Source organism: Pseudomonas salicis, assembly GCF_057128705.1.
Genome location: NZ_JBSKHU010000003.1, coordinates 269,615 through 294,956, shown reverse-complemented (window position 1 = coordinate 294,956; position 25,342 = coordinate 269,615). Strand labels below are relative to the sequence as shown.

The 25,342-nt window shown below is 58.8% G+C and carries 27 protein-coding genes; 8 read left to right on the top strand and 19 right to left on the bottom strand.

Annotated features, from left to right (window positions below; all coding sequences use genetic code 11):
• Positions 1–199: 199 nt before the first annotated feature.
• From ACWKWE_RS12060 to ACWKWE_RS11995, 14 genes are all read right to left on the bottom strand, one after another.
• Positions 200–436: a hypothetical protein gene (locus tag ACWKWE_RS12060; protein ID WP_483850646.1), complete on the bottom strand. Its 237-nt coding sequence runs from the start codon at positions 434–436 to the stop codon at positions 200–202.
• Positions 437–586: 150 nt separating this feature from the next.
• Complete coding sequence (locus ACWKWE_RS12055; RefSeq protein ID WP_483850645.1) at positions 587–2,659, bottom strand: LTA synthase family protein; 2,073 nt, start codon at positions 2,657–2,659, stop codon at positions 587–589.
• A gap of 272 nt (positions 2,660–2,931) precedes the next feature.
• A complete protein-coding gene (locus tag ACWKWE_RS12050; protein WP_483850644.1) occupies positions 2,932–4,146 on the bottom strand; it encodes a type II toxin-antitoxin system HipA family toxin in 1,215 nt (404 codons plus the stop codon).
• The gene (locus tag ACWKWE_RS12045; protein WP_341963719.1) at positions 4,143–4,394 is read right to left on the bottom strand and encodes a helix-turn-helix domain-containing protein; all 252 of its coding nucleotides are present in this window, start codon (positions 4,392–4,394) and stop codon (positions 4,143–4,145) included. The genes ACWKWE_RS12050 and ACWKWE_RS12045 overlap by 4 nt, the downstream gene beginning before the upstream one ends.
• Positions 4,395–4,611: 217 nt before the next feature.
• Entirely contained in the window at positions 4,612–5,439 is an 828-nt protein-coding gene (locus ACWKWE_RS12040; protein WP_483850643.1) for a carbon-nitrogen hydrolase family protein, read from the bottom strand.
• A 78-nt stretch (positions 5,440–5,517) separates the two neighbouring features.
• Positions 5,518–6,735 (bottom strand): M24 family metallopeptidase, encoded by a 1,218-nt coding sequence (locus ACWKWE_RS12035; RefSeq protein WP_166594953.1) that lies wholly within the window; start codon positions 6,733–6,735, stop codon positions 5,518–5,520.
• A gap of 160 nt (positions 6,736–6,895) precedes the next feature.
• A complete protein-coding gene (locus ACWKWE_RS12030) occupies positions 6,896–7,798 on the bottom strand; it encodes a polyprenyl synthetase family protein (protein ID WP_483850642.1) in 903 nt (300 codons plus the stop codon).
• Positions 7,799–7,807: 9 nt separating this feature from the next.
• On the bottom strand, positions 7,808–9,268 hold the full coding sequence (locus ACWKWE_RS12025) for an APC family permease (protein ID WP_483850641.1): 1,461 nt from the start codon (positions 9,266–9,268) through the stop codon (positions 7,808–7,810).
• 169 nt (positions 9,269–9,437) lie between these two features.
• Entirely contained in the window at positions 9,438–10,466 is a 1,029-nt protein-coding gene (locus ACWKWE_RS12020; RefSeq protein WP_166594950.1) for a helix-turn-helix transcriptional regulator, read from the bottom strand.
• 235 nt (positions 10,467–10,701) lie between these two features.
• Complete coding sequence (locus ACWKWE_RS12015) at positions 10,702–10,893, bottom strand: PLDc N-terminal domain-containing protein (protein ID WP_166594949.1); 192 nt, start codon at positions 10,891–10,893, stop codon at positions 10,702–10,704.
• A 100-nt stretch (positions 10,894–10,993) separates the two neighbouring features.
• Positions 10,994–11,761 (bottom strand): hypothetical protein, encoded by a 768-nt coding sequence (locus tag ACWKWE_RS12010; RefSeq protein WP_166594948.1) that lies wholly within the window; start codon positions 11,759–11,761, stop codon positions 10,994–10,996.
• Positions 11,762–11,792: 31 nt separating this feature from the next.
• Complete coding sequence (locus ACWKWE_RS12005) at positions 11,793–12,287, bottom strand: GNAT family N-acetyltransferase (RefSeq protein WP_483850640.1); 495 nt, start codon at positions 12,285–12,287, stop codon at positions 11,793–11,795.
• Between the two features lie 53 nt (positions 12,288–12,340).
• Positions 12,341–12,865 (bottom strand): hypothetical protein, encoded by a 525-nt coding sequence (locus ACWKWE_RS12000; RefSeq protein ID WP_166594946.1) that lies wholly within the window; start codon positions 12,863–12,865, stop codon positions 12,341–12,343.
• A gap of 117 nt (positions 12,866–12,982) precedes the next feature.
• Entirely contained in the window at positions 12,983–13,519 is a 537-nt protein-coding gene (locus tag ACWKWE_RS11995) for an ankyrin repeat domain-containing protein (RefSeq protein ID WP_166594945.1), read from the bottom strand.
• 470 nt (positions 13,520–13,989) lie between these two features.
• Here ACWKWE_RS11995 and ACWKWE_RS11990 point away from each other — a divergent pair, with 470 nt between their 5' ends.
• Positions 13,990–14,268 (top strand): DUF3509 domain-containing protein, encoded by a 279-nt coding sequence (locus ACWKWE_RS11990; protein ID WP_166594944.1) that lies wholly within the window; start codon positions 13,990–13,992, stop codon positions 14,266–14,268.
• Positions 14,269–14,410: 142 nt separating this feature from the next.
• Here ACWKWE_RS11990 and ACWKWE_RS11985 read toward each other — a convergent pair whose 3' ends face one another.
• From ACWKWE_RS11985 to aroC, 4 genes are all read right to left on the bottom strand, one after another.
• Positions 14,411–15,127 carry a helix-turn-helix transcriptional regulator gene (locus ACWKWE_RS11985; RefSeq protein ID WP_483850639.1) on the bottom strand — a complete coding sequence of 239 codons (717 nt, stop codon included), beginning with the start codon at positions 15,125–15,127 and terminating at the stop codon, positions 14,411–14,413.
• Positions 15,128–15,478: 351 nt separating this feature from the next.
• Positions 15,479–16,024 (bottom strand): 1,2-dihydroxy-3-keto-5-methylthiopentene dioxygenase, encoded by a 546-nt coding sequence (locus ACWKWE_RS11980; protein WP_483850638.1) that lies wholly within the window; start codon positions 16,022–16,024, stop codon positions 15,479–15,481.
• Positions 16,025–16,127: 103 nt separating this feature from the next.
• The gene (locus ACWKWE_RS11975; protein WP_483850637.1) at positions 16,128–17,276 is read right to left on the bottom strand and encodes an MFS transporter; all 1,149 of its coding nucleotides are present in this window, start codon (positions 17,274–17,276) and stop codon (positions 16,128–16,130) included.
• 37 nt (positions 17,277–17,313) lie between these two features.
• Complete coding sequence (aroC, locus tag ACWKWE_RS11970; RefSeq protein WP_483850636.1) at positions 17,314–18,405, bottom strand: chorismate synthase; 1,092 nt, start codon at positions 18,403–18,405, stop codon at positions 17,314–17,316.
• Between the two features lie 143 nt (positions 18,406–18,548).
• On the opposite strand from aroC, the gene ACWKWE_RS11965 reads away from it, so the two are divergent.
• Together ACWKWE_RS11965 and ACWKWE_RS11960 are read left to right on the top strand one after the other, a co-directional pair.
• Complete coding sequence (locus ACWKWE_RS11965) at positions 18,549–19,544, top strand: alpha/beta hydrolase (RefSeq protein WP_341963710.1); 996 nt, start codon at positions 18,549–18,551, stop codon at positions 19,542–19,544.
• A 236-nt stretch (positions 19,545–19,780) separates the two neighbouring features.
• Positions 19,781–20,578: a hypothetical protein gene (locus ACWKWE_RS11960; RefSeq protein WP_166594938.1), complete on the top strand. Its 798-nt coding sequence runs from the start codon at positions 19,781–19,783 to the stop codon at positions 20,576–20,578.
• Between the two features lie 121 nt (positions 20,579–20,699).
• On the opposite strand, the gene prmB is transcribed toward ACWKWE_RS11960, so the two are convergent.
• Positions 20,700–21,608: a 50S ribosomal protein L3 N(5)-glutamine methyltransferase gene (prmB, locus tag ACWKWE_RS11955; RefSeq protein WP_166594937.1), complete on the bottom strand. Its 909-nt coding sequence runs from the start codon at positions 21,606–21,608 to the stop codon at positions 20,700–20,702.
• 252 nt (positions 21,609–21,860) lie between these two features.
• Between prmB and ACWKWE_RS11950 the strand changes: the two genes are divergently transcribed.
• From ACWKWE_RS11950 to ACWKWE_RS11930, 5 genes are all read left to right on the top strand, one after another.
• The gene (locus ACWKWE_RS11950; RefSeq protein WP_166594936.1) at positions 21,861–22,484 is read left to right on the top strand and encodes a cysteine hydrolase family protein; all 624 of its coding nucleotides are present in this window, start codon (positions 21,861–21,863) and stop codon (positions 22,482–22,484) included.
• A 236-nt stretch (positions 22,485–22,720) separates the two neighbouring features.
• Positions 22,721–23,041, top strand: a complete 321-nt coding sequence (locus ACWKWE_RS11945) for a hypothetical protein (RefSeq protein ID WP_166594935.1) — start codon at positions 22,721–22,723, stop codon at positions 23,039–23,041.
• Positions 23,042–23,136: 95 nt separating this feature from the next.
• Positions 23,137–23,697, top strand: a complete 561-nt coding sequence (locus tag ACWKWE_RS11940) for a Smr/MutS family protein (RefSeq protein WP_166594934.1) — start codon at positions 23,137–23,139, stop codon at positions 23,695–23,697.
• Between the two features lie 612 nt (positions 23,698–24,309).
• Positions 24,310–24,855 (top strand): GTP cyclohydrolase I FolE, encoded by a 546-nt coding sequence (folE, locus tag ACWKWE_RS11935; RefSeq protein ID WP_166594933.1) that lies wholly within the window; start codon positions 24,310–24,312, stop codon positions 24,853–24,855.
• A gap of 52 nt (positions 24,856–24,907) precedes the next feature.
• Positions 24,908–25,279, top strand: coding sequence for a glutathione S-transferase N-terminal domain-containing protein (locus ACWKWE_RS11930; protein WP_166594932.1), 372 nt, complete (start codon positions 24,908–24,910; stop codon positions 25,277–25,279).
• Positions 25,280–25,342: the final 63 nt, after the last annotated feature.

Below are 25,342 nucleotides of genomic sequence, written 5' to 3'. Positions count from 1 at the left end.
CCCCTTAAGGGGCATCAAGCAACGGATCATCCGTCACCTGGGATTCAAGCATGTCGCTGACAAGGCCGGTGCCGCTGTTACAAATCAGGCATCCGTACGCGAACTGGCGCGGTTGGATGCTTCACCGGCCTCAATCGCAGACTACGCCCATTTCTGGCGCGTTGCCAATTGGCAACCGTTGGAGATTGCACAGGTTTTTTCAGGACGCCTCCACGATGGAGATGATCTGCACCGCATTCTGCTCCTTCAGAATTTCAGCCGTGGGCGCCTTTGATCGACCGTCCAGATCGTTCAGATCAAGCTCATTGACGACCGGGAACAGAATCGGGCGCAGGTGCTGCGCAGCTTCCTCCTCACTGGGACGGTGTTCCAGTTCAAGATTGTGGCTCTGCTGCACCCCATCTTTATCCTGAAACGAAATAGTCCAGACTTTCATCAATGTCTCCTCAGTCAGGCCGCACGTCGGCCTACCGAAATCGGACTGCGCGTTTTTAGCATTCGTTCAACGTTTTTTGCCTTGGCGCAACGGGACTTACGCGCAAAAAAAAGAGGCCAGACAGGCCTCTTTTTTCATGCAGGACGCGGCTTACGGCTTGGCGTCTTTCACACCGGCCGTGTTGTCCAACAGGCTCTTGGTCGCGGTCTGCAGGAAGCTGTCGAGCTTCTTGCGCAGTTCGGCGATGTCAGGCGCGTTCGGAACCAGTTCAGCGTGGGGTTTGGTGCCCAGTTCGTAGTTGTAGATCTTCGGTTCCATTTCCTTCGGCTCGATCAGGATGCGGTTGCCCGTGACGATTGCCACGGTCTGCTCGCTGCCCGAGGGTTTGATCACGCCGAAGCCCAGATCGCCCGCTGGCAGGTTCAGCAGGTCACGGCCCCAGCACTGGTGCACGGTGTCGCCCCCGAGGCGGCCCATGATGGTCGGCACGATGTCGATCTGCGTGCCGACAATGCTGCTGCGCTTGCCGAACTTGTCTTGCAGGCCCGGTGCGATCATGAGCATGGGCACGTTGAAGCGACCCAGGTCCATTTCGGTGATCTGCTCGTTGTTGCCGAACCCGTGGTCACCCACGACCACGAACAGGGTGTCCTTGTAGTACGGCTCCTTTTTGGCCTTTTCGAAGAACTGCCCCAGCGCCCAGTCGGAATACCGCATCGCCGTCAAATGCTCGTCCAGCGTGCCATGACCCGTGACGCGTTCCACCGGCAGGTTGGTGGGCAGCGCGTACGGCGTGTGGTTCGACAGGGTCTGCAGCAAGGCATAGAACGGCTTGCCCTTGGCTTCGCGGTCTTTCAGTTCCTGCGCGCCACGGTCGAACATGTCCTGGTCGGACACACCCCACGTCGGGTCGGAGAACACCGGGTTGACGAAGTCGTTACGGCCGATGAAGTTGGTCATGCCCTGGTTGCTGAAGAACCCGGACTGGTTGTCCCAGGCGAAGTCACCGTTATAGACGTACACGTCGTCATACTTGCGGGCGCCGCTCAGCAATTGCGGCAGGCCGGACAGCTTGTGACTGCCTTCCGGGGTCTGCATCAGGTATTCGAAGCCTGGCAGGTTCGGGAAGCACGCCATCGTCGCAAACATGCCCTGGTGGGTGTGCGTACCGTTGGAGAAGAAGTGATCGAACAGCAGGCCCTCTTCCGACAGCTTGTCGAAGTACGGCGTGATGTTGGACTCGTCACCCAGTGCACCTACGGAGTGACCGGCGAAGCTTTCCATCAGGATCACGACAACGTTCTTGATCGGAAGCGTGTTGGCAGCGGGCGGATTGAAGTCGCGTCGAACGGCGGCCTTGTCCGAATCCACCAGCTTATCGTTGGCGGTCAGCAGCATGTCGCGCACGGTTTGCTGGGCTTCTGCCACCGGGAGGGTGGCCTTCCAGATGTTGTCCCGGTCTTCGGACATCCGGCTCTTCGCGGCGGCGATCAGCGTCAGTGTGCCGTTCAGGCCCAGGGTGTTGGCGAAATTCGATTCGGTGGTGTAGGCATCACCCCAACGCAGTGGAGGACCTTGACGCAAGGTGCCGCGCGCTGCGATCACCGCGACCACCAGACACAGCACGAAGACGCCAACGCGGGTGTACCACGGGGCTACCACGCGGTTGCTGGAGCTGCCGATATTGAAGCCGCCACGGGGACGGGTCAGGCGGTCGATGCCTTTGAACACCAGACTGAGCAGCCAGGTCAGCAAGGCCCAGGCCAGTAGATAACGCACCACCGGGTAGCCGTACCAGATCATGCTCAGAACGGTTTTCGGGTCTTCTTTCACGTACTGGAAGACCAGGCCGTTCAGGCGCTGGTGGAATTCGCGGTAGAAATCCATCTCCATCAGACCGAAGAACGTGGTCAGGCTCGCGACCAGCGTCAGCCAGAAACGGAAAAGACCCCGCGCGGCCATCAAACGCGCACTGAACAAGGCCAGCAGCAGCGGGATCAGGATGTAGACCACCAACCGCAGGTCGAAACGCAGACCGTTGCCGAACGCCTCAATGAATGTCGAGGCCGGCGTCGCGCCGATCCCTTCGCGGTTGTAGACCAGCAGCGCGACGCGCAACAGGGTGTACAGCACCATCAGCGCCAGCCCGCTCAGCAGCGTATAGGCCAGGTGCGATTTGACGGTAGGTTGCGGCGCGCGCGCCGGGGCGTCCGGTTTGGCCATGTGTCGTAGAGTCCGTTGGATTCAGGTTTAAGTTCGAAAAGCCTGTGCGCCCGGTGACATCGAAAGAACGCCGGTGTGGGTCGCGGGGGGCAAATATTACGTGATCGCCCAGTGTTTACCACCAATGCGGCGCATTCTTCATGACCGGGTCCGCGTTGAAAGGTCTCGTCAATCTTGAAGAGGTCGCAAAGCGATGCGGAGTTTCGCGACGAAACAGTGAAAATTCCGTCGTTTGAACGAGGTTCTAACATTTTCTTACAAACGCTTTTCTCTCATTTGTCGCAGAAGGTTTGGGCGTAAAGACCCACCGCATACTGAATGGCGTTGAATACTTCAGGGGCGTGTTCTGCCAAGGAGGCATTCCCTTCAAGCGATGCGTTCACGGCCGCGATCAGCTTCAACAGGCGCGGCTTCGGTTTGCGGATATTGCACGTCTGCGCCAGCTCCAGAATGCCCAGGCGCGAACCGAACAGGCTTTTTGACCCCGCCAGTCGAAGGGCCAGCGAGTCGTCTTGCAGATAGGCCGTGGTGTTGACGATGTCGTAGGCCGGCGCCAGTTGCGCATCGGCGCCCAATGGATCGCGATACAGCAGGCCGAAATTCTTCAAATGGGCATCGCCGTTACCCACCATGCAACTCAAGGCCACAATGTCGAAGCACTGCTCAAGGGATGTCTGAATATGTTCAGGCGCGCAGAACAGCCGAATGGCCCTGACGATCTTTTCATAGCTGGAATCGTACTTTTGCTCGGTGCCCAATCCCATGAGGACCGCCATGTCCTCAAAGCCGATCGGGCGCTGCTCGGCATCGCGATCAAAGCGTCGCATCACGAACAGTTGGCGATTATCGGAAAGATGGAATTCCGGTACCGGCATTCCCGCCCGCCGCGCTGCGTCCATGCAGACATATTCGTTGATGGCCAGCCCCGGAAAGTCGGCACGTCCCGACTTGACGATCAGCTCTGGCATCAACAGCGTGGCTTTGGGATCGGTAACGAAGGCTCCCTCCGGGACGATGACTTTGGGTTGTACTCCCGAGATGCCCGTGCGCAACAGATAGCGGTCAACCAGTTCGGCAAACAGGTCTTCAGTACCGTCCCACGTGAGGATCTGGCTCAGGCTTCGCCCTTCGGCAGCGTTCTGCGCCGCCAACAGCTCATCAATCATCGCCGACTGAACCGCGACACGGCCGATGGGGGAACCGCTGCCGGTCAACGCCATCAGCAACATCGGGTTGAGCGGCGTGGTTTTGGCGAGACGATTGCGCAGTTGCTCCAGCACGTATCCTTCCGGCAGGTTCATCTGGAAGACGGGATGCAGGTTGCGGGAAATAAAGGCTGCATCACGTACGGGCATCGTCAGGCTGATTTGCGAAGTGGGCGTGGCATCCAGGCCGTAGCGGAACAGGTAGTCACCCGACTCTGCCCCCGACAATTCACCGCTTTCGCCCTGCGGCGTGAGAATACGCACCCGGTCCAGCGGCTTCATCGAAAGACCTCCCTTAATTCTTCAAAGGAGGGACGCCGGGCAGGGACCACGCTGATTTCGGCACCGAGGGCTGCCAAAGCGCTCGCATAGAACTTCATGGAGACGGTAGGACTGCCTTTTTCGATCTCTGCCAGCTTTTGCCGTGTTAGCCCGGATTGCGCCGCCAATTGAAGCTGCGTAAGGCCCCGTGCCTTGCGCATGCTTTCAATCTGATGCCCCAAACGCTCAATGAGGAGATTTGCGTCCATTTGTCATGCCTGCATAACATCGCTGAGTAAATGCAATGTATACGTGACATCGGAATGCATCAAGGCCCATGTTATTTAAACGTAACATTACCTAAACCATGTTACGTATACATAACAAATAATTCGATAATTTTAAGTTGAGTGACGACGTGCAAAAGCCTCCAACGCCGCGGGAGGCGGTTGTTCAGCGCCTTATCACTCTTCAAGCGCAAGCTGATCAGGCTGGAATGACGCTGATGGTATTGGGGATGCCGCCTTCGCTGATCACCTGTTCGGAACTCAGTGGCGCGGCACGACGGTCACGCAGATAGCGGTAAGCGCTTCGGCATTCCTCAATGCATTCGCGGCGCAGCATGACGCGAACGGGATGGCCGTCGATAGCCTCGACCAGCACAGTCCCGAATGGGTCGACAGCGACACTCTCCCCAGGAAATGACAGACCCTTGCCTTCGCCAATCCGGTTCACCAGCACGGCGAAGCACTGGTTTTCCATTGCCCGCGCGATCACTGCACGGCGGTGGACGGGGCCGTAAGGGTTCATGTTGCCATCCAGCACCAGGATGAGATCAACGTCCAACACAGCGAGCGATCGGGCGGTTTCGGGGAATTCGATGTCATAGCAGATGAGCATGCCGACGCGCAGCGAGGCGATTTCGCACACCGCATACTGCGAGCCGGCCTCGAACACTCCCCAATCCGTGTCGGGCCAGAGGTGCGTCTTGCGGTACTTGAGAGCGATGCGCCCAGCACGATCGATCAGCATTGCCGTGTTGTACGCGCGCTCGTCAGCCAACTCGCAAAATCCGAATGCCACCGCCTTGTCGCTCTTGCGTGCCGCCTCCTGAATGAGCCGTATGGGCTTGCTGTCGGCGGCCAGTCCGATGCGGTGGATCTCATCTGCAGTCGGGAAACCTGACAGCGTTGTCTCTGGAAACACGAGCAGATCGGTATCGAGCGGAGCATTACGGACCATCGACAGCATATTGCTCAGGTTGATCTCGACCTGTGCATCTGCGATGGGCATTTGTGCCAGAAAAATGTTCATGTACGCCTCAATAAAAAAGAGCGCCGCACCCAAGTCGCAAGGCGCCGCGCCCTGAAAGGTCGAAGGATGGGTCGTCGATCAGAACCAGAACACTGGGGTGGTCGTCAGCAACTCGATTCCGGTTCGGGTGACGATGAAGTTTTGTTCCCAGCCCACGCTGCCCACCCCTTTTCGCGTCATGAAGGACTCCCCGGAGGCCACCATGCCTTCTTCGAAAATATCGTCCGCTGTGACCGAGTCTCGGTTGATGATCGGGTGTTCCCACATTGAGCCGTTGCCATGGCCGAAGTACGGCCATTGCTTGGCGGCCAGATCCTCTTCTTCGGCGACCCGCGCTTGCACACGTTCGGCCTCGCCCACCACGTCAAGCACCCGAGCACCGTGCTTGACTGAGTTCATCACGGCTTCCGTGATCGAGTAAGAGTCCACGAGCAGCGAGCGCTGTTCGGGTGTCGGTTTGCCGCCGCACACCAGCGAGCGGCCTGGGTCTAGCCAGTACCCTTGATGGGTGGGGCCGTAGATCCAGGTGCGGACCATATCGCCCTTGCTCGGCGCGCCCATCGAGTACCCGTACATGGGATCTCGCTCGAAGAACTGGCTGTCCTCGTCATTCCCGAAGTTCACGGGAATGCGTAGCCAGCCGCCTCCGCGCCGCGTCAGTTCGTATGCGCCCTCGGCCGCCGCTTCCGCTGCAGTCTTGCCGGCGTAGAGGCTGTCGCATACCCGGTACAAGGCGCTGGACACCATCTGCCCTGCTTCACGAAACATATCGAGCTCTCGCGGGCTCTTGATGCGACGGCAGCGACGGATCAGGTTGTCGTCATATTCGAATTGAATACCCGGGGTCTGCTCAGCGAGCTGATGAGCGTATTTCATCGGCAAGTTATCCGAACCGACGAATACCACGTTGCCACGTGGCTTTCGGGCGTTCAGGGCCTTGGCAACGCTGCTGATCGGATCGTCACTGAAGAAGTAATCGCCACAGCGCACCATTCGACGCCGTACCGTGGCGACATCGGCATGCAACTCCGGTTCTTTGCCGGGTTCCAGAATCACGCAGCAAAAACCTCGGGCGTTCCAGATCGGAGAATCCGGTTCCTGGCCAGAATGTTCCGACCAGAAATTGGTCAGCCAAAGCGTTTCCATCGCCCGCTCATAATGGCCGGCAGTCTTGCCCCAGACAATGGCGAGCTCATAGCCTTTAAGGCGCATTTCGTCTTCTACTTTCTTCCAGCGACTTTGATATTCGTCGACCGGAAAATAGCCGTCGGGATAATTCATTCTTTCGATGGTCATCACAATTACCTCATTCTTTGTTTTTATGCAGAGGCGTCGAAACGGCGAAGTATTCGAGCACCATGGTTTGCATGTTCAACGGGCGACCCAATAATTCAAATACTGCAACTCTGCACTATCGTTGAATTCGCTATTACGCTGGGCAAGACTGTGAGTGCGGTTAACGTTCGCGTTCCACGACAACATGGGCAAGTTGTCGAAGAGCATTGGCTTGCGGGCCACATTCAGCCAGCGCCGTTAATGCGTCCGATAAAAGTTTCCAGGCGTAATGCCGCGCGCCTTGAAGTCCCAACAAAGAAACAGCAGTGGACTTATCGGCGTATTGGTCTGCGTGAATGGCTTTGCCCACAACGGCCTGATCGCCGATCACATCCAAAATGTCATCGCGCACTTGAAAGGCCCTGCCGATGTGCCCGGCGTATGCCTTGATAGCCCTGAAGCGTTTCGTGTCCAGCCCAGCGCTACTCGCCATGGCCCCCAGCACCACGCTGGCTTCGATCAACGCACCGGTTTTCAACCACTGCATTTCACCGATCTGCTCAGGCGTCGGTCGCGCTCCGGCCAGTGCCATGTCGCGAAACTGACCGCCTGCAAGTCCTGAGGGCCCTGCGGCCTTGGCGAACACGGTCACCATGCGCAGCCGGGTCTCGGCATCGACCGACGAAGACTGCGCCAGTGATTCGAACGCCAGCGCCTGTAATGCATCCCCTGCTATCAGCGCCGTGCTCTCGCCATAGGCCACGTGCAAGGCGGGTTTGCCTCGACGAACAAGTGCGTCATCCAAGGCCGGGAGGTCGTCATGAATCAGCGAATAGGCGTGCATCAGCTCCACTGCGCAAGCGACACTGTCCGCTGCTTCAAGCGATCCGCCCATCGCCTCGCACGCGCTGTACGCCAGCAGTGGCCGTAAACATTTTCCCGGTTCGAATACGCCATACGCCATGGCGTTAAACAGCGTATTCAACGACGGGCTGCTGGGTGCCAGCAGTTTTCTCAATCCGGTTTCCAGTCGAACACGAAGCGCCAGATACCGTTCGCCGTTCACGATTGCAACTGTCTCCATGATTCAGCCTTATTCGTGATCGGCAACGACCGTGCGTAGCGAGGAGTGCGCATGGGCAGGAGAAGCGCACTTTGAATGAATGGCGACACCCACGGCGGCGAGGAAAACGATCATGATCGGCACGGCCCAGTTTTCGTACCAGGAAAGTTCTGGATAACGCGGCCAGGAAATATTGACGGCTTCGAATACGGTCCAGGCCGTCGCAACAAAGATCACGGGAATACTCAACTTACCCAACGAGAAAGGCCCCTCCCGCCACTCGCCTTTCAAGACGCTCACACACGCTCCCACCAACGGGAAAGCAAAGGCGATATAGAATCCGGCAATGCTGAACGCCAGTAACAAGGGATAGAGATTGGTGAACGACAACATGAACAACAGCGCCGATAACCCGCCCGTCAACAGAAAAGCCCGAGTGGGCAACTTGTCGTCACCGCTCAATTGCCGCAGAAAATCCGAGCACGGAATGGTCCTGTCCCGGGCGAAAGCCCAGATCACCCGAGAAACCGACGCCTGGATGCCCAGCATGCACGCGAGAAAACCAATGACGAACAGGACCAGCATGCCCTTGTAGGCGATTTGCCCAAGGTGAGTAATCAACGTCACGGTGACCGGATCGCTGCCTGCCGGAAACGCCAGCGTGGGCAAGGCAAGAATCAGCGAAAAAGCCGAAAATGCCACCACAGCCCCCACGGACAACAGGCAGAACAACATCGCCTTGGGCACTGCACGCTCAGGGTCCTTCACTTCTTCGGCGACGGCACCGGCGCTTTCAAACCCCACGAACGCCCATCCGCAGTAAGCGATGGCGAGCGCCACCTTAGACGAGAAAAAGCCGGAGACGCCCGGTTCTGGCCACGCAAACACCTGCGCATCGGGAATTAGAACCGACAGCGCGTTGACCTTGAACTCCACCAGCAACAGTACGCCAATGCCCACCGAACCGATCACTTCGGCGCCGATGCACAGCCAGACGATGGTCGAGAAAATCTTGCGGCCCTGGGTGTTGCCCCACGTGGCGAATGCGATAAGAAACAACGCGATCGGCACACTGATCATCTTGTCGGTCGCATCGGTACCAAATAGCTGCGCCACAAACCCTGCGCCGCCCAGCGCGACGGTAGCGATGGTGATCGGCAACGTGCAGATATACGTCCAACCTGCAAACCAGCCGAACCTGGAGCCAAGCAAGTATTTAGACCATTGATAAATGCTGCCTTCGTAGGGAAATCTCGATACCAGCATGGCGAAAACCAGCGCCACTAACAGTTGCCCAGCCATGGCCACCACCAGTCCCCACCAAAAGGCCGGGCCGATCGTCAAAATGCCGATGCCGAAGATGGAATAAAGGGCCACGATGGGCGATATGAAGGCGAACGCCAGAGAGAAAGTGGAAGAAAAGTTCAGTTCACGCTGCAGGTGATGTCCCTTTTCCTGACAATAATCTTTGTCAACCGGTGTGCTGTTCATGGGCAAACTCCCGCCGCTCGCGTCAACCGCGAATCTTCAAGTTCATATTGTTGTCGTTGTAGACCAGGCGCTGTGAACACCCTGTTATCAGCGTGCGCGCCCAGCCTTGAAGGCGATGTTATCGTCCATCAATGATTGCCCCAATAGTGCTAACCTGCACCACGCCCCGCTAGGCCTGCCCGAACATGTGCATCATGAACAGTGAAAAGATTTCCCGCTCGCTGGTGATATCGAGCTTTGCATAAAGGCGTTGCTTATAATTGCGCACGGTGCCCAAGCTGAGGTCGAGCTTTTGCGCAATGACCGGCATTGAATACCCGCGTAAGGTTTTTTCCACCAACTGGCGCTCACGGGGGCTGAGGTGGTAAATGTCATAGAACTGCTCAAAGAACTCTTTAACGTCGGTTTGTATGTACCCTTCGCTCTTTCGTTCAAGAAACACTGCCCGGACTCCGGACGCGGAAGCCGAGACATTTCGTGAATATTCCCAATGGGCAATCAGCCCTTGAACCTGGACGGCAATCAGTTCGGGCTGACTCAGAATGAAATCCAAGGTGCCCTTATCCAGGGCATGGCCCGCCAGGGTGTTCCACGCCGGATTCTGGTACATGACGTGATCGTCATCGCCCAGGGTGAGAACACCGACCTTGCCATCCCCGAAGAGCGCGCCCAGTCCCTGCAGGAATTCGGTGCGCATGTGCGCTGCGTGAGCCGCCACCACGATGGGATAGAGGCCGGTGAACAAAGCGATTTCATCGTCGTTGAACAGGGTGGATTCCCGATCGAAACAGAAGCCCAGGTAGCCCCCGCCCATGACAGGCAGCATCAACGTCAATTCATCCAGAATTTGTCCAGATTTAAAGATTTCATCGTAATAAAGATTGGAGTCGTCTTCATGTTGCATGAGCGAAAAAGTCACCACGGCGGGAACGCGGTCTTCAGTCACCAGGCGAAGTAAGGGATCGATGCGATAAAGCTGGTGCATATATTGTTCAACGGCCTCATCACTCAAGGAGGTATTGACAATGAACTCAGGCGCGGAGAATCGACTGTATTTGATGGCCAGCCAGCGTTCGCAATTAATGTAACGTCCAAGCGTCTCCAATACGGTGGCATAAAAGTCCCGGCGACCCACTGCGTCGATAATCGCTGCAATGGCCATCCACTCGGGCTTTTGATTATGAAGAACTTCATTCATGCCCGGTTCTCTCGCGCGCAGGTGATCAAATCATGTTGCGAATGCGCAAAGCGGTCAATGGTGCAGTGTTGCACCCGTACCGTCGCAACCCATGCAGGGCTCGCGAATGAGCCGCCTGTGTGCAATCCGAACCCACACGAAAAATGGCGACCGAAGTCGCCATTTCGCGTAAACCTGTTGCGGGACGCGTCGGAACCCGGCAGGCGTTGATGTTCTGAAGCCGTTAGACCGAGGTCTAGATTCGTACATTGCCCCGTGGACCGGCGATGGCCCAGATGATCAGGCCCAGCACAGGCAGCAGTGCGATCAGGAGCACCCAGAGGATTTTCATCCCGGTTTCTGCGCCGCTCTTCAATACGTTGATGATGGCCCAGATGTCGAGGGCCAGAATGATCAGTCCAATCAGACCATTAAAAGTGGAACCCATGGTGTCGCTCCTTAATGAGGCTTGCCCTGTTAGGAGTGGCGACGCTTGTCCGGGGTTCCGTGGGTTGTGGGGCTCATGACACAAATATGCGGTGAGTACCCTAACGACGTGGCTGGGTCAGCGCCGCGAGCGCGGCAGTGATCACCACCGCTAACGTCACGCCCATTGCCACCGCCGCGAAAATCCCCCATGGCTCGACCATGAATTTGAGGCAGAGGTAAAACGCGACCACCCCGATAGCGCCAATTGCGTTGCCACGCACGATGGCCCCGAGTTCGTGACGACCACCCTGCACGTGAGCGAAAACAGCCAGGGGCCAGGCGATGACGGGGATCGGTGCAAGAAAGCCGCTGACCACCGGCCCAAGCCATTGCGCGCCCGCCGTGATGGCCAGCAGCAGCAAGGTGGCGGTCAGCATCCGCATCGGGATGACCCAACGCGGCACCGGCACATAGCCCCCTGCCCCGGCTTCCGCCCCTTGGGTCGTCGCGCGAATGATCGCCGCGACCAGGCACAACGTCACCGCAATGGATGCCACGAGCGAGCCGATTCCGTTCATGACCAGCGCCACGCACACGTAAAACGCCAGGGCGCCCAGGCAGCCGATCAAGGCCGAGGCTCGGCGCGTCACCCGGTAATAAAAGAGGTAGGTCGCCTGGATCGCCGCCACACCTGCCAGCGCGCCCGGAACCGCCTGCGCCGCAAAACCAGGACCTTGCTCCAGACTCAAAAACAGCATGACCGAGGCCGAAGTGACCGGCAAACCGGAAAGCAGCCCGCCGATATGGGTGCCCCAGCGCTTCGCCGCCAGTGAAATGGACAGCATCAGCAACGGGGTAATCAGCAACTTGAGGTAAAACGCAGTCATCACACACACATCCCGGCGAACAGCATGGGCCTCACAACGACAACGCGTAGAAACGCGTGTCCACGACCATCACTGGAAAGGTGTCGGGCAGCTGGTGTTGCTCGATGAGTTCGAAACCGTGCTTCTCGTAGAAGCGATGGGCGGCCAGAAACTTCGCGGTGGTGCCCAGGTAAATGCGCCTCACGCCGCGAGCTTTCGCCTCATTGATCAGGCATTCGAGCAACTGGCGAGCCACGCCGTACTCCCGCCCCCGCCAAGGGCCTGCCACGAACATTTTCCGCAGCGCCGCTTCCTGATTGCCGATGTCCTTGAGGCCAATGCTGCCGACCACGTCCCCGTCCTTGCGCGCCACCCAGAAGTCGCCGGTGCCGGCTTGGTAAAACGACTGGATCTGCATCAGGTCCGGCTGGTCTTTCGCGGTGATTTCAATCCCGAACTCTTCACGCTGAATGGGCACGATCAAATCAACGATGCCCTGCTCGTCGCCCGGCGCGTATCGGGCGATGTGGATGTCGGAAGAGGTCACGCATGGCTCCTGAAAAAACTGAAAGATCCTGAGAATTTATAGATGAAGCGAACTTACTGCTGAGCCTTCAGGGCCTCTAGGGCAGGTTCGATCAAGATGCCCAGCTCAACACCCAACGCCATTACCCGAGCCTGATCATTGCCAAACACGAGCACGGTCTGAAGCTCATCGTCCAGCGGCTCGCTCAGGTTCATCAGCACGTAACCGCCCATTTCCTTGTTCATGCTGCCGAGCTGGATCTGAATCCGGTTCAACGCAGTCAGGGGCTCGGTCTTGGCAAGCTGTTTAGGCTTGATGTTGAAGGTCACGCCGGGGCCGAAAGAGGCCGTGATTTCACTGAACAGGTCCATGTAGTTGTCGGCCTGGAACATCACGGTTTCCGGCAGGCTGCCGACCACCACCCATTCGCCCAGCGGGATGGGGAAGGTGTCGTCGTAGTTGATGTCCGGATTGGCGGCGAGAAAGGCCTCGGGGTCGGCGTACGCTCGGGAGGCTTCGTCGGCAATCGCGTCGATTTCCTCGTCGCTCATGCAGCCGGAGCTGATTTTGCTGATGAATTCGATGAGTGAAGCTTTCATGGCGAAGGAGTCCGGACGAAAAAACAGGCGCGAAGGATAGCCGGAAATCCTTCGCGCCTCTATCGGTTAACGCTGTAACGGAACCAGAGTACGCCGCAGCGCAGGCTCTTTTTTCGGTTACACCATCAAACGCGTCAGCTGCTCTGCAGTGTCGGTTGCGCCCATGGTCTGGGCGGCCATCAGCGGCGTGACCCCTTTGGCGTCTTTGGCGTTGGGGTTGGCCCCGTTGGCGATCAGGTAATCGACGATGGCGGTGCGGTTGAACATCGCGGCCATCATCAGCGCGGTGCGACCGTCGCCCCCTGCGCCCTCGACATCCGCCCCGCCTTCCACCAGCAGTTTCACCACGTCCAGATCGCCCTTGAAGGCGGCCCCGGCAATCGGACTCTGGTTATTGTCGTTGCGGATTTCAGGGTCCGCTCCGTGTTTGAGCAGCACGCTCACAGCGTCCTGGTGGCCGTGATAACTGGCGAGCATCAACAGCGTGTCGCCCTTGTGATTGCGCAAATTGGGGGTCAACCCGTTTTCCAGCAAGCGGTCCAGCATCACGGCATCACCTGCACGAGCACGGTCGAACACTTGTTCGGCGAACTCCAGCGCTTCTTCATCGGTCATGCGGGTGGCTGCGCCGGGGTTGTTCGGGGTGTCAGACATTCCATTCTCCTGTAGCGCCGCACGGGGCACCCTTGATCAATCATCTTTCTCGCCAGCGGTGCAACAGAACGTTGAGAGGCCCGCAGTCTGGGCCAAGTTCCACGCTCATCTGCTGCGATGTTGCGAACGATGGCAGGCGCGGCCCTGTTTCGCCAGCGAACCTTTTTGATCACCGCTATAGAAAAAGCCGTTTATCGCCCGCAGGAAAAATCCAGGTCACACGGTGAAATAAATACAGGGTATCGCTGTCTCAGATTTCAACAGCGCCCCACTTCCCCTCCTCCCCGCTCCCTTTACTCCGGCAAAATGCAGGATGCCCGATGGCCAATCTTGCAAAATGCACGAAAAAGAAAATCTTCGAAATTTATAACCAGCTGTTTTTAAAGCATTTTTTACAGACAACAATACTGGCACAGTCACTGCACTAGTCCTACCAAGCTTGTTATCACTGAGCAATGGAGCCGCTAGACATGACTTTCATTCAAGAAAAATTCGCATCCGTATTTTCCGACTTCGAAGTCAACACCCAGCCTCGTCCCGACGGTGGTGTGCTGTTGTCGCTGCGCAATCACGAAGGCAAACAGATCCGTCGTTCGGTCTCCTACGCTCAGTTGCACACCCCGGTGCAACTGGAGTGGGTGATCAGCGCGATTCGCCGCGACCTGGCGGCTCAGGCCAGCGAACTGCCAGCGATTTCCATGCTGCAAAGCCAACACCGTTTCGATCTGCCGACTTATCACACGCGTTAAGCGTCTGCGTGGATACTGCGGGCATTGACTGACGCACACTCCGCACAAAACCGCGATCGCACTCAGTGCGATCGCGGTTTTTTTTTTGCGCAGTCGGTTCAGGCGTCAACGGATGTTGCGTACGCCGGAACGTTGGTTGCGCTTAGCGGATGATGCCTCGGCACAGCGCCTCGCCCACGGCTTGCGCGCGGTTGGTCACGCCCAATTTGGCGTAGATGCTTTTGAAGTGATGCTTAACGGTGGCCTCCGACAGTTCTTTGATTAATGCAATTTCCCATGCGGTCTTACCCTCTCGGGCCCACTTGAGGATTTCCAGCTCTTTACCGGTCAGTGCCCGGGTCTGAAACTGTCGCCCCTTGCCCGCGACATGCAGCATGGGAACGAGGCTGGTCACCAGATAACGGTCGTTATGGCTGAGTGGCCGTTCCATGCCGTTGAGCGAACAGACGCTGACCACGCCCCGGTTGACCCGGTTCTCGCAGGTGTAGCCGTAGGACAGCGCCGGGAGCAGGGCACAGTCCTCGACCGCCGCCAGATAGGCCGACGACGGTGGATAGGTGTCGAACGCGTCCGCCCATTCGAGAAACCCCATGGTATGGCGAAAGCACCGAATGACCGGGTCTTCGATCATCAGCCGCCCCTGGTTGTAAAGCTCTTTCCAGTAGACGTCGACGTTGGACGTGATGCAGTTGAGCAGCAATCCCTCGCGGTACTGATAGAACATGGCCCGTTCGCAACCGCATTCCGCTCGGAGCCAGTCCAGCGCGTTGGCGATGGCGGCGTTGCCGTCCTGTTCGGTGACGCTGCTGACCATCTGCTCGATCAATGGGCTCAGCGTCCCTGTTGTTACGTTTTTCATCTTCCCCTCCGTTTAAAAAACGTGCTGTGTCGTCCCTGAATGGCGCTTTAGAGTTTTAAGTGGACAGCGGCCTGTCGACGCGCCAAGGTCTGCACGGAGGTCCGTGAGCAGGGCGCGCTCAAAGGCCTTCAGGCTTCGACAGATAAAGGGTTACACAGTCTGAAGGGGTTAAACACAGGGGTTAAAACAAACAGGCATGCCTGACTGATAAACAGGCGACTTCTTACACAACAACCAAAACTTGCTTACATTTTTCCAGCTTTTGAAACAAAAACGGCTCACATCAAGGATGCGAGCCGTTCAAAAGACGAGGAGTGGATCAAGGCCTAACCCTGCTGGTGAATGCCGGTTTCAGTCATCCAGACCTGGAAACTGACGGGCCAGCTCATCGCCCGTCAGCTTCATTCGCTCACCCTCTGGCGAACCGAACAAGCGAATAGCGACCACCCGAGGCTGCTCGCCCATGTCGAACCACTGCCGAGTTCCCGCCGGGACGGTTATCAAGTCGTTCTTTTCGCACAGCACGGCGTAGACAAAATCCCCAAGGTGAAACGAACAGAGCCCACGCCCCGCAACGAAAAATCGCACTTCGTCCGCGCTGTGCTGATGTTCGTCGAGGAGCCCCGCACGCAGTTCGGCTTTTTGCGGGTGACGGTCGTCGACACTGATCACAGCGCTGGCCACACAACCGCGCTCTGCGCTCAATTGGCTGATCTGATCACGGTAGGCGACGTTGACGTCGTCCTGAGGCGCGCCTGCAGCAACGGGGGTGGCCGCGGGCAAACGTTCGATAACAATGCCGTGCTCGGCGAGGGTCGAGGCGATGTCTTCAAGGTGGGTCAACACCTTGTTCGGCAACTCCGGGGAGGACACGTGATAGACGGAGAGAATGCTCATTGCGGGGTTCCTCGGTTCAATCGCTCGCCGATACGATGTTCGGCAGACGCAGGTTCATTCAGTCAAACGGTGAAACCGGCCGTTAATAGGCAGCCGTTTGGAGTCAGAGAGACACCTCTCTCATGCGCATCGCCGCCAGGATCGCAGCCATCAGTGCCGCTAGACTCGCGATGGCGAACGTCCACTCCGCGCCGAGCGCATTCCAGCTGTAGCCGGAGTACAGCGCCCCCATTGCCCCTCCGGTTCCGGACAACGCGGCATACAACGCTTGCCCCTGCCCTTGCTGACGAGGGCCAAAACTGCGTTGTAGAAAATGGATGGCAGCGGCGTGAAAACTGCCGAACGTCGCCGCGTGCAGCAACTGAGCGAAGATCAACACCGTCAGATGGTCCGCGAAATTCCCCAGCAACAGCCAGCGTAACGACGCCAGCGCAAAACTGGTGATCAAGACCTGACGCACGCTGAATCGCTGCAGGATACGGCTCATCGCCAGGAACATCAGCACCTCCGCGACCACGCCAACCGCCCAGAGCATGCCGATGATGCCGCGACTGTAACCGAGGTGCTCAAGGTGCAGCGTGAGAAAGGTGTAATACGGCCCGTGGCTCAGTTGCATCAACGCCACACATAGATAGAAAGCCAGTACGCCGGGGCTGAACAGTTGTTTGAGAAACCCTTCCCCTGCAGGTCGTTGGGTCGATGCAGGCGGCTGCGCATTGGGCACCCATCCACTGCTGACGACGATCCCGGCCATGATCAACAGCAGCGCCTGCGGATACACATCAAGGCTGAACCACTCGAACAGTCGTCCCAGCCCTACCACGGTCAGGATGAACCCCACCGAACCCCACAGGCGAATCTGACTGTAACGGGCGGTCTGGCCCTGCAAATGCGCGAGCGTGATGACCTCGAACTGCGGCAACACGGCGTGCCAGAAAAAGGCATGCAGCGCCATGACCATGGCCAGCCAGGCGTAGGATTTGTCGATAAGAATCAGAGAAAAGCACGCCAGCGTGCAGACCGCGCCGAAACGCACGATCGCCAGACGCCGACCGGTGTAGTCACCCAGCCAGCCCCACAGGTTCGGCGCCACGCAACGCATCAGCATCGGGATGGCCACCAGCTCCCCAATGCGCGCGCTGGAAAAGCCCAGGTGATCGAAGTACAGCGCCAGAAACGGCGCCGTCGAACCCAGCAGGGCGAAATAGAAGAGGTAAAAGCTGGACAGCCGCCAGTAAGGAAGCGCCGCCACGGTCAATTGCCCGTGGCGGCCGCGCCGGACTCCCGCATTACAGCTGGCCCAGAACCGGGGTGTTGACCCGCACGTCGATGTTTTGGCCGCGATGGCGCAGCAAGTGGTCGAGCAGCACGATGGCCATCATCGCCTCGGCAATCGGCGTGGCCCGAATGCCGACGCACGGGTCGTGACGGCCCTTGGTGATCACGTCCACCGGGTTGCCGTCGATGTCGATCGAGCGGCCCGGGGTGGTGATGCTCGACGTGGCTTTCAGCGCCAGGTGAGCGACGATCGGCTGACCTGACGAGATGCCGCCGAGGATGCCGCCCGCATTGTTGGAGAGGAAGCCTTCCGGGGTCATCTCGTCGCGGTGCTCGGTGCCACGCTGGGAGACGCTGTCGAACCCGGCGCCGATCTCGATGCCCTTCACGGCATTGATACTCATCAGTGCATGGGCCAGCTCGGCGTCCAGGCGGTCAAAAATCGGCTCACCCAGCCCCGGCATCACGCCATCGGCGACGACAGTGATCTTCGCCCCGACCGAGTCCTGATCGCGGCGCAGCTGGTCCATGTAGGCTTCCAGCTCCGGGACCTTGTCCGGATCAGGGCTGAAAAAGGCGTTTTGCTCGACCGATTCCCAGGTCTTGAACGGGATTTCGATAGGGCCGAGCTGGCTCATGTAGCCACGCACGGTGATGCCCTGAGTCAGCAGGTATTTCTTGGCGATAGCACCGGCCGCCACGCGCATCGCGGTTTCCCGGGCCGAACTGCGACCGCCGCCACGGTAGTCGCGGATACCGTATTTGTGGTGGTAGGTGTAGTCGGCATGGGCCGGACGGAACAGATCCTTGATCTGCGAGTAGTCCTTGGATTTCTGGTCGGTGTTGCGGATCAACAGGCCGATGGACGCGCCGGTGGTCTTGCCTTCGAACACGCCAGAGAGAATTTCGACTTCATCCGCTTCCTGGCGCTGAGTGGTATGGCGGCTGGTGCCGGGCTTGCGGCGGTCCAGGTCGCGCTGCAGGTCTTCCAGCGACAGCTCGACACCTGGCGGGCAGCCGTCAACGATAGCAACCAGCGCCGGGCCATGGCTTTCGCCTGCGGTGGTGACAGTGAACAGCTTGCCGAAGGTATTGCCGGACATGCGGGAGGCTCCGAGAAATCGACCAAAAACCAAAAAGTCTAAAAAGAGCGCGCCAGTATACGCAGGGTCAACGTCTATATCACGCCCGAACCTTATTCGATTGGCTGCGTCCAATTTCACACTTTATTGATGATGGCCTTGCGATGCTACGTGGTATGTCCCTGATTTGCGGCTTACGGCCGCTGCGAGTAATCGCCTTGACCCTCACTTTGCTGTCTTCCCTCGCCAACGCAGGCACGCCGGTCGTGCTGCAACGTCCTGTCTCTCTGGAAACCGGGACGGGAGAGCTATTTGGCACCCTTCTGCTGCCCAAATCCAAGGAACCGGTGCCGGTGGTGCTCATTATTGCCGGCTCCGGACCGACCGACCGCGACGGCAACAACACCGACGGCGGCCGCAACGACAGCATGAAGCGCCTGGCGGTGATTCTTGCCCGGCACAACATCGCCAGCGTGCGTTACGACAAGCGCGGCGTTGCGGCCAGTCGCCCCGCCACCCCTGATGAGCGGGATCTGACCATCGAAAAATACGTCGATGACGCGGTGGCCTGGAGCCAAAAACTCAAGACCGACTCGCGGCTCGGCCAATTGATCATCCTCGGTCACAGCGAGGGGGCGCTCGTTGCCTCGTTGGCGGCGGAACGGGCGGGCGCCACGGCGTTGATCTCCCTGGCGGGCACGGGACGACCGGTGGACCAGGTCATTCGCGAGCAATTACAGGACCGGCTTCCGCCTCCCCTGCTGGCTCGCAGCGAGGCACTGATCGAAGAAATGAAGGCTGGCAAGACCGACCCGGACGTGCCCGATCCGTTGCAGGTCGTGTTCCGCCCGAGCGTTCAGCCGTACCTGATTTCGCTGTTCCGGCAGAACCCGGCCCAAGCGTTCGGCAAGCTGAAGATTCCAACGCTGATCCTGCAAGGGCGCAACGACATGCAGGTGGGTGTGGGCGATGCCGAATTGCTACACAAGGCCAAGCCCGATTCACAATTGGCGATTATCGACGGCATGAACCACGTGCTGCGCATCGTGCCGATGGACATGAAACGTCAATTGGCCTCCTATAAAGACCCGCAGCTGCCGCTGGCCAGCGAGTTGTCGGATCGCATACTTACGTTTATCGGGTCGGTGCCCAAGGCTTAGCGCCAAGCCTCACCCCACCCTGTGGGAGCGAATTTATTCTGGGCGGCATTCCGACGAGGCGTCCATACAGTCGACGGAGATGTATCGAATGTACTGGCCAATCGCGAATGAATTCGCTCCCACAGGCGTTTCATCGCCGCCCGCACGGCTTCTCCCTTCAGATTCAGCAAAAACGGCCGATATCGGGTTGCTGGCATTGTGTTGCCGGGCAATGTCGAGAACACAGGATCGCCGTAATGACAGAAGCAATCATGGAAGCCAACGCGGTCGCGCCAATCGAGAGCCAGGAAGGCGATGCTGCACCCGTCTTGTGGGAAGACGTGCAGGCCGAGCATTTTTCGATGCTGCGCCTGGCACCGCTGCCGACGGACCGGGCCACCGGGGGCCGTCCGCTGCGCTTCGTCGAATTCGGCCGGGCAGAACGTCACAGCAAGGACTTCAGCCTGCTGCGCATGACGTATCACCTGCCGGGCCAGAAGACTCGCAAGGAACAGAACAACCTTGATATCTGGGTCGACCACGCCAACCGTGCCGTGCGAGTGGGTCCCGAATCCGGCTTGCAGATCGAACCGTGGAACCGGGGGCTGGGCCGTTTCATGCTGGCGCAAGGCATTCATTGGGCGCAGAAACGCTGGTCCGAGTACCGTATCGAAGGCACAGCCTTGGCGAACAAGGATGCGCTGAACGAAGACACTCGCCTGCGCCGTGACCACTTCCTCAAGACCCAAGGCTTCGAAGTGGCCTATGCCGACCCTCAGCACCTGAAAGGTTCGGTCAAGGACGCCAAGATCGGCAACCTGAACAACACCTGGAACACCGAAAAGGTGCAACTGGTCGAGATCCTCGACGCCGCGCAGATGTTGCAGCAGGCCGAGCAGAAGATCCAGGAGCAGGAAGTCGCGATCAAGAAAGCCGAAGATCGCGTTAACAAATTCCGCCGCGACGACGCCGGGCTGCGTTTCACCATCGCCTGCCTGGTAACCTTTGCAGTGTTTCAGGCGGGGCTATTGATCTGGATCGCGACTCACCGCTGAACAGCGTTCGCTGCCGTCGTCACCTCTGGCGTCTCCCAGGTTTTGTGTCGTGCCCAGGTTGTATGGTCGCGGCTGAACCTGAGAGAAACGCCGGAGGTGACGGCAGTGGCGAATCGGTTGCTTAAACCCGCGACGCAAACACCGCCTGATGCTGACGGCACTGCTCGGCCGTCAGCATGAACACCCCGTGCCCACCACGCTGAAATTCCAGCCAGGCGAAGTCCACCTCGGGGTACAACGCCTCGACGTGAACCTGGCTGTTGCCCACTTCAACGATCAGCAAGCCCTTCTCCGTCAGATGATCCCCCGCCTGAGCCAGCATCCGCCGGACCAGGTTCAGACCGTCATCACCGCAGGCCAGCGCCAGCTCGGGTTCGTGCTGGTATTCATCCGGCATGTCGGCGAAATCCTCGGCATCGACATAAGGCGGGTTGGACACGATCAGGTCAAACCGCTGCCCCGGCAAACCGTCGAAGCCATCGCCCTGAACGGTGTAGACGCGCTCGTCCAGCCCGTGACGCTCGATATTCTGGTTGGCGACTTCCAGCGCTTCAAACGACAGGTCCGCCAGCACCACTTCGGCCTCTGGAAACTCGTCGGCACAGGCAATGCCGATGCAGCCAGAACCGGTGCACAGGTCGAGAATGCGCGCAGGGACTTGAGCCAGCCAGGGCTCGAATCGGTGCTCGATCAATTCGCCGATGGGGGAGCGCGGAATCAACACACGCTCATCGACGATGAACGACATCCCGCAGAACCATGCCTCGCCCAGCAGGTAGGCGGTGGGCACACGTTCGTCGATGCGGCGCTTGATCAAACGCTGCACATTGACCAGTTCGTCGTCTTCGAGGTTGCAATCCAGGTAACTGTCGGAAATCTCCCAGGGCAGGTGCAACGCACCCAGTACCAACTGCCGGGCTTCGTCCCAGGCGTTGTCGGTGCCATGCCCGTAAAACAGGTCTTCCCCATGAAAACGGCTGACGGCCCAACGGATATGATCGCGCAGGGTGCGCAGGCGGGAAGTGATCACGGCAGACTCCTTGAAAAAACGACGGGCGATTCTAGCAGCCATCCTCGCAACAAACGATGCCCACGCCCGACAGCGCCTGGCCTTGAAAAACTTTCCGCCACCTTTCGTCAAATTTGCAGGCAATATGACAGCAACCGCGACCTGCTCGACGGCTTGACGCCCGGTAAAAAGCGACGGCTGTGAGCATTGAGATTCACAGAATCGCTCAGCCAGTGGACAATGTGGCAAAAGCCCCACTCGAAGGAGCCCCAGATGTCTGTTTCAACCAACGGTCCAAAGACCATGTTTCAACTCAGTGGCCGTGAATACGCAGCGGCCACTTTGAGTAATGCCACGTTGATCATCATCGACGCGCAAAAGGAATACCTCAGTGGCCCCCTGGCGCTGACCGGCGTTCAAGCGGCCATCGACAACATCGTCAAACTGGTCGACGCCGCGCGTGCCGCGAAGTCGCCGATCATTCACGTGCGCCACCTCGGCACCGTGGGTGGCATGTTCGATCCGCAAGGCGAACGCGGCCAGTTCGTTCCCGAGCTGCAACCCCAGGGCGACGAGATCGTCATCGAAAAACGCTTGCCCAATGCGCTGAACGGCACCGTCACCACCGACGACCGCAAGACCCTGCACAAGCTGCTGGAAGACCTCGGGCGCCTGGACCTGGTGGTGTGCGGCTTCATGAGCCATTCAAGCGTCAGCACGACGGTGCGCGCGACCAAGGATTACGGTTTCCGCTGCACGCTGGTTGAAGACGCCTGCGCCACCCGCGATCTGCCAACGCCCACCGGCGTGATCAAGGCCGAACTCGTGCAGCAAGCCGAGATGGCCATCATGAACGACAACTTCGCCAAGCTCGCCCTGACCAAAGACCTGATCTGACTGCGCCGCTTCATCAGGAGCTGACCCGTGATCCGCAGAGCCTTGACCGCGCCTCGGGCATCATTTTCAGGCAGTTCCTGAAGAAAAAGCGTACAAATGCAGTCGTCAGGTTATGTGATCCGTCTCACATAACCGCCTATCCGTTAATCACTCGTGTTTGGCTTCGTGCGCTGACCCGACGGGAACCACCCGGGCATAAGCAGGTCAGAGCGCCGATACCCATAGAGGAAGTCGGAATGAAGATATCCGATGGTTTTGATGCCCGTCGCCTGCGCCCCAAAGGCCAGGGCAACTGGCGGATGCGCATTGGCGCTGCCATTTCCGCCATTTTCGCCATGGCGGGCGTGTTGCTGGCCATGGCCGGCGTCGCCAGCCTGATAGGTCACCCGGCTGCACTGGGCGAACTCAATGCCAGCCCCGCAGGTGCCGTGGTCACGATCGTGGTTGGCCTGTTGTTGCTGTATATCGGCGTCTGGCTGTGGCGCCGCAGCCGTCGTCGGCGCCGTCGTGCTGGCGAGTTGAACATGTCTCCGCACCTGATGAAGAAGCACGACTGACCTCCCCTTCCGCGTCTCCCAACGCCCTTTGAGCTTTTTAGTCGCGCCGACAACGGCGTGACTTGGTTAAACTGGCGCCCTTCGCGGAGACCGACATGCAAGACGACGACTTTTCCCTGTTCAGAAACGAGACCCGTGGCGTCAAGCCCATCAAGACTGAACACGCCGACGTAGGCAAACCCAAAACTGACCGTAAGAACCTGGCCAAACTGCGGCAGGCAGCGACCGTGCGCTCGGACGCCACGATTACCGTGGACGGCCTGTCCGATCAGTTCGTGATCGACGTCGGGCCGGAAGACACGCTGTACTGGGCCCGCGACGGCGTTCAGGAAGGCCAGATGCGCAAGCTCAAACTGGGGCAGATCAGCTTCGACGGCAGCCTCGACCTGCACGGCATGAGTGTGGAGCTGGCGCGGGAGACCATGTGGGAGTTTCTGGCAGAAGCGACCAAACTGGAGATCCGCTGCGTGCGCATCACCCATGGCAAGGCCGTGCGACTGGACGGCAAGCGTCCGATGATCAAAAGCCACGTCAACACCTGGCTGCGTCAGCATCAACAGGTGCTGGGTTTTACGTCCTGCATCGCCAAGCATGGCGGCGCGGGCGCGGTATACGTGATGCTCAAGCGCACGATGATGGATGGGCGGGACGAGTAGCTCGCGCCCTGACGCTGCACTTCACTTTGCTCCCACAGGTGATGCACCCACGCGACATAAAAGGTCGCCCTCTGGCGCAATGCCTGGCTCAGCCAGCCCCTGCCCCACCAACGCTTCAGGTACAAAAAAGCCGCGACGAGGAATCCCTCCAGTCGCGGCCTTTGTCGTAGTGGCTGTCGAGATCCCGGCATCCGGCCTGGGATCGGTTCAGCCTCGATCAGCGATGGTAGTAGCCCGGTCCGGGGCCACCGTCGAAATACCGATGGTCGTGCCACCCACCGCCGTGGCGTCCCCATCCGGGACCGAAGAAACAGCCCGAAACCGACGACGTCAGGGCGATAATCAGTGCGATTTTCGCGATTCGGCTCAACATACATTCACTCTCTTCATCCGGGCATCGTTCACCCATTAACTCAGACACCGATTTGACACATTTCGACATACGCACTCGGTAAAGGTTAGGTAAAGGTGCCTGACGCTCCGTTCGAGCGGCGACGTGCCGCAGGTTTGTCGGTCGCCCGCCGTACCCCTCCCCGCCGAGCTACGCTACTATGTGCGCCTTTGCAGGCCACCTGCCCTGCGTTTCTTCGAACCCACACGGAACACACCCCTGTGACACTGGAACAGAACTACACGGCGATCCTTGGTCAACTTGGTGAGGACGTCTCCCGCGAGGGCCTGCTCGACACCCCGAAACGTGCGGCCAAAGCCATGCAGTATCTCTGCCGTGGCTACCAGCAAACCCTGGAAGAAGTCACCAACGGCGCGCTGTTCAGCTCCGACAACAGTGAGATGGTTCTGGTGAAGGACATCGAGCTGTATTCGCTGTGCGAGCATCATTTGTTGCCATTCATCGGCAAGGCCCATGTGGCGTACATTCCGAGCGGCAAGGTCCTGGGCCTGTCGAAGGTCGCGCGTATCGTCGACATGTTCGCCCGCCGCCTGCAGATTCAGGAAAACCTCAGCCGTCAGATCGCCGAAGCCGTTCAGCAAGTGACCGGTGCGCTGGGCGTGGCCGTGGTCATCGAGGCCAAGCACATGTGCATGATGATGCGCGGCGTCGAGAAGCAGAATTCATCGATGATCACTTCGGTGATGCTGGGCGAGTTCCGCGAAAACGCCGCCACCCGTACCGAGTTCCTCAGCCTGATCAAGTGATCCGGGCGTCCTGAAGCGCCGCAACGACCGTTGCGGCCGCGAGGTTTCAAGCATGTTGATGAAAGCACTGAGGGTCGGCCTTGGCCAATTGGTCATTCTGGTCGACTTCCTGACCCGTCCCGGCAAGAAAAAACGTTCGCCTGAAGCACAGGCAGCGGTCGAAGCGTCGGCGAAAGACCTGACGTTGTATCAGTTCAACGCCTGCCCGTTCTGCGTGAAGACCCGCCGCACCCTGCGCCGTCTGAACGTGCCGGTGGCGTTGCGCGACGCGAAGAACAACGAGCTGGATCGCCAGACCCTGCTCAATGAAGGCGGCAAGATCAAAGTGCCGTGCCTGCGGATCGAAGAAGCCGGCAAGACCGTTTGGATGTACGAATCCAAGGTGATCATCGAGTACTTGAATCAGCGGTTTTCAGCGGCCTGATCGCGCCGCTGTCGCTGTAGCAATCCGGCTTGCCGACGTTGGCGTCCTTCGGTTCGCGTCAGC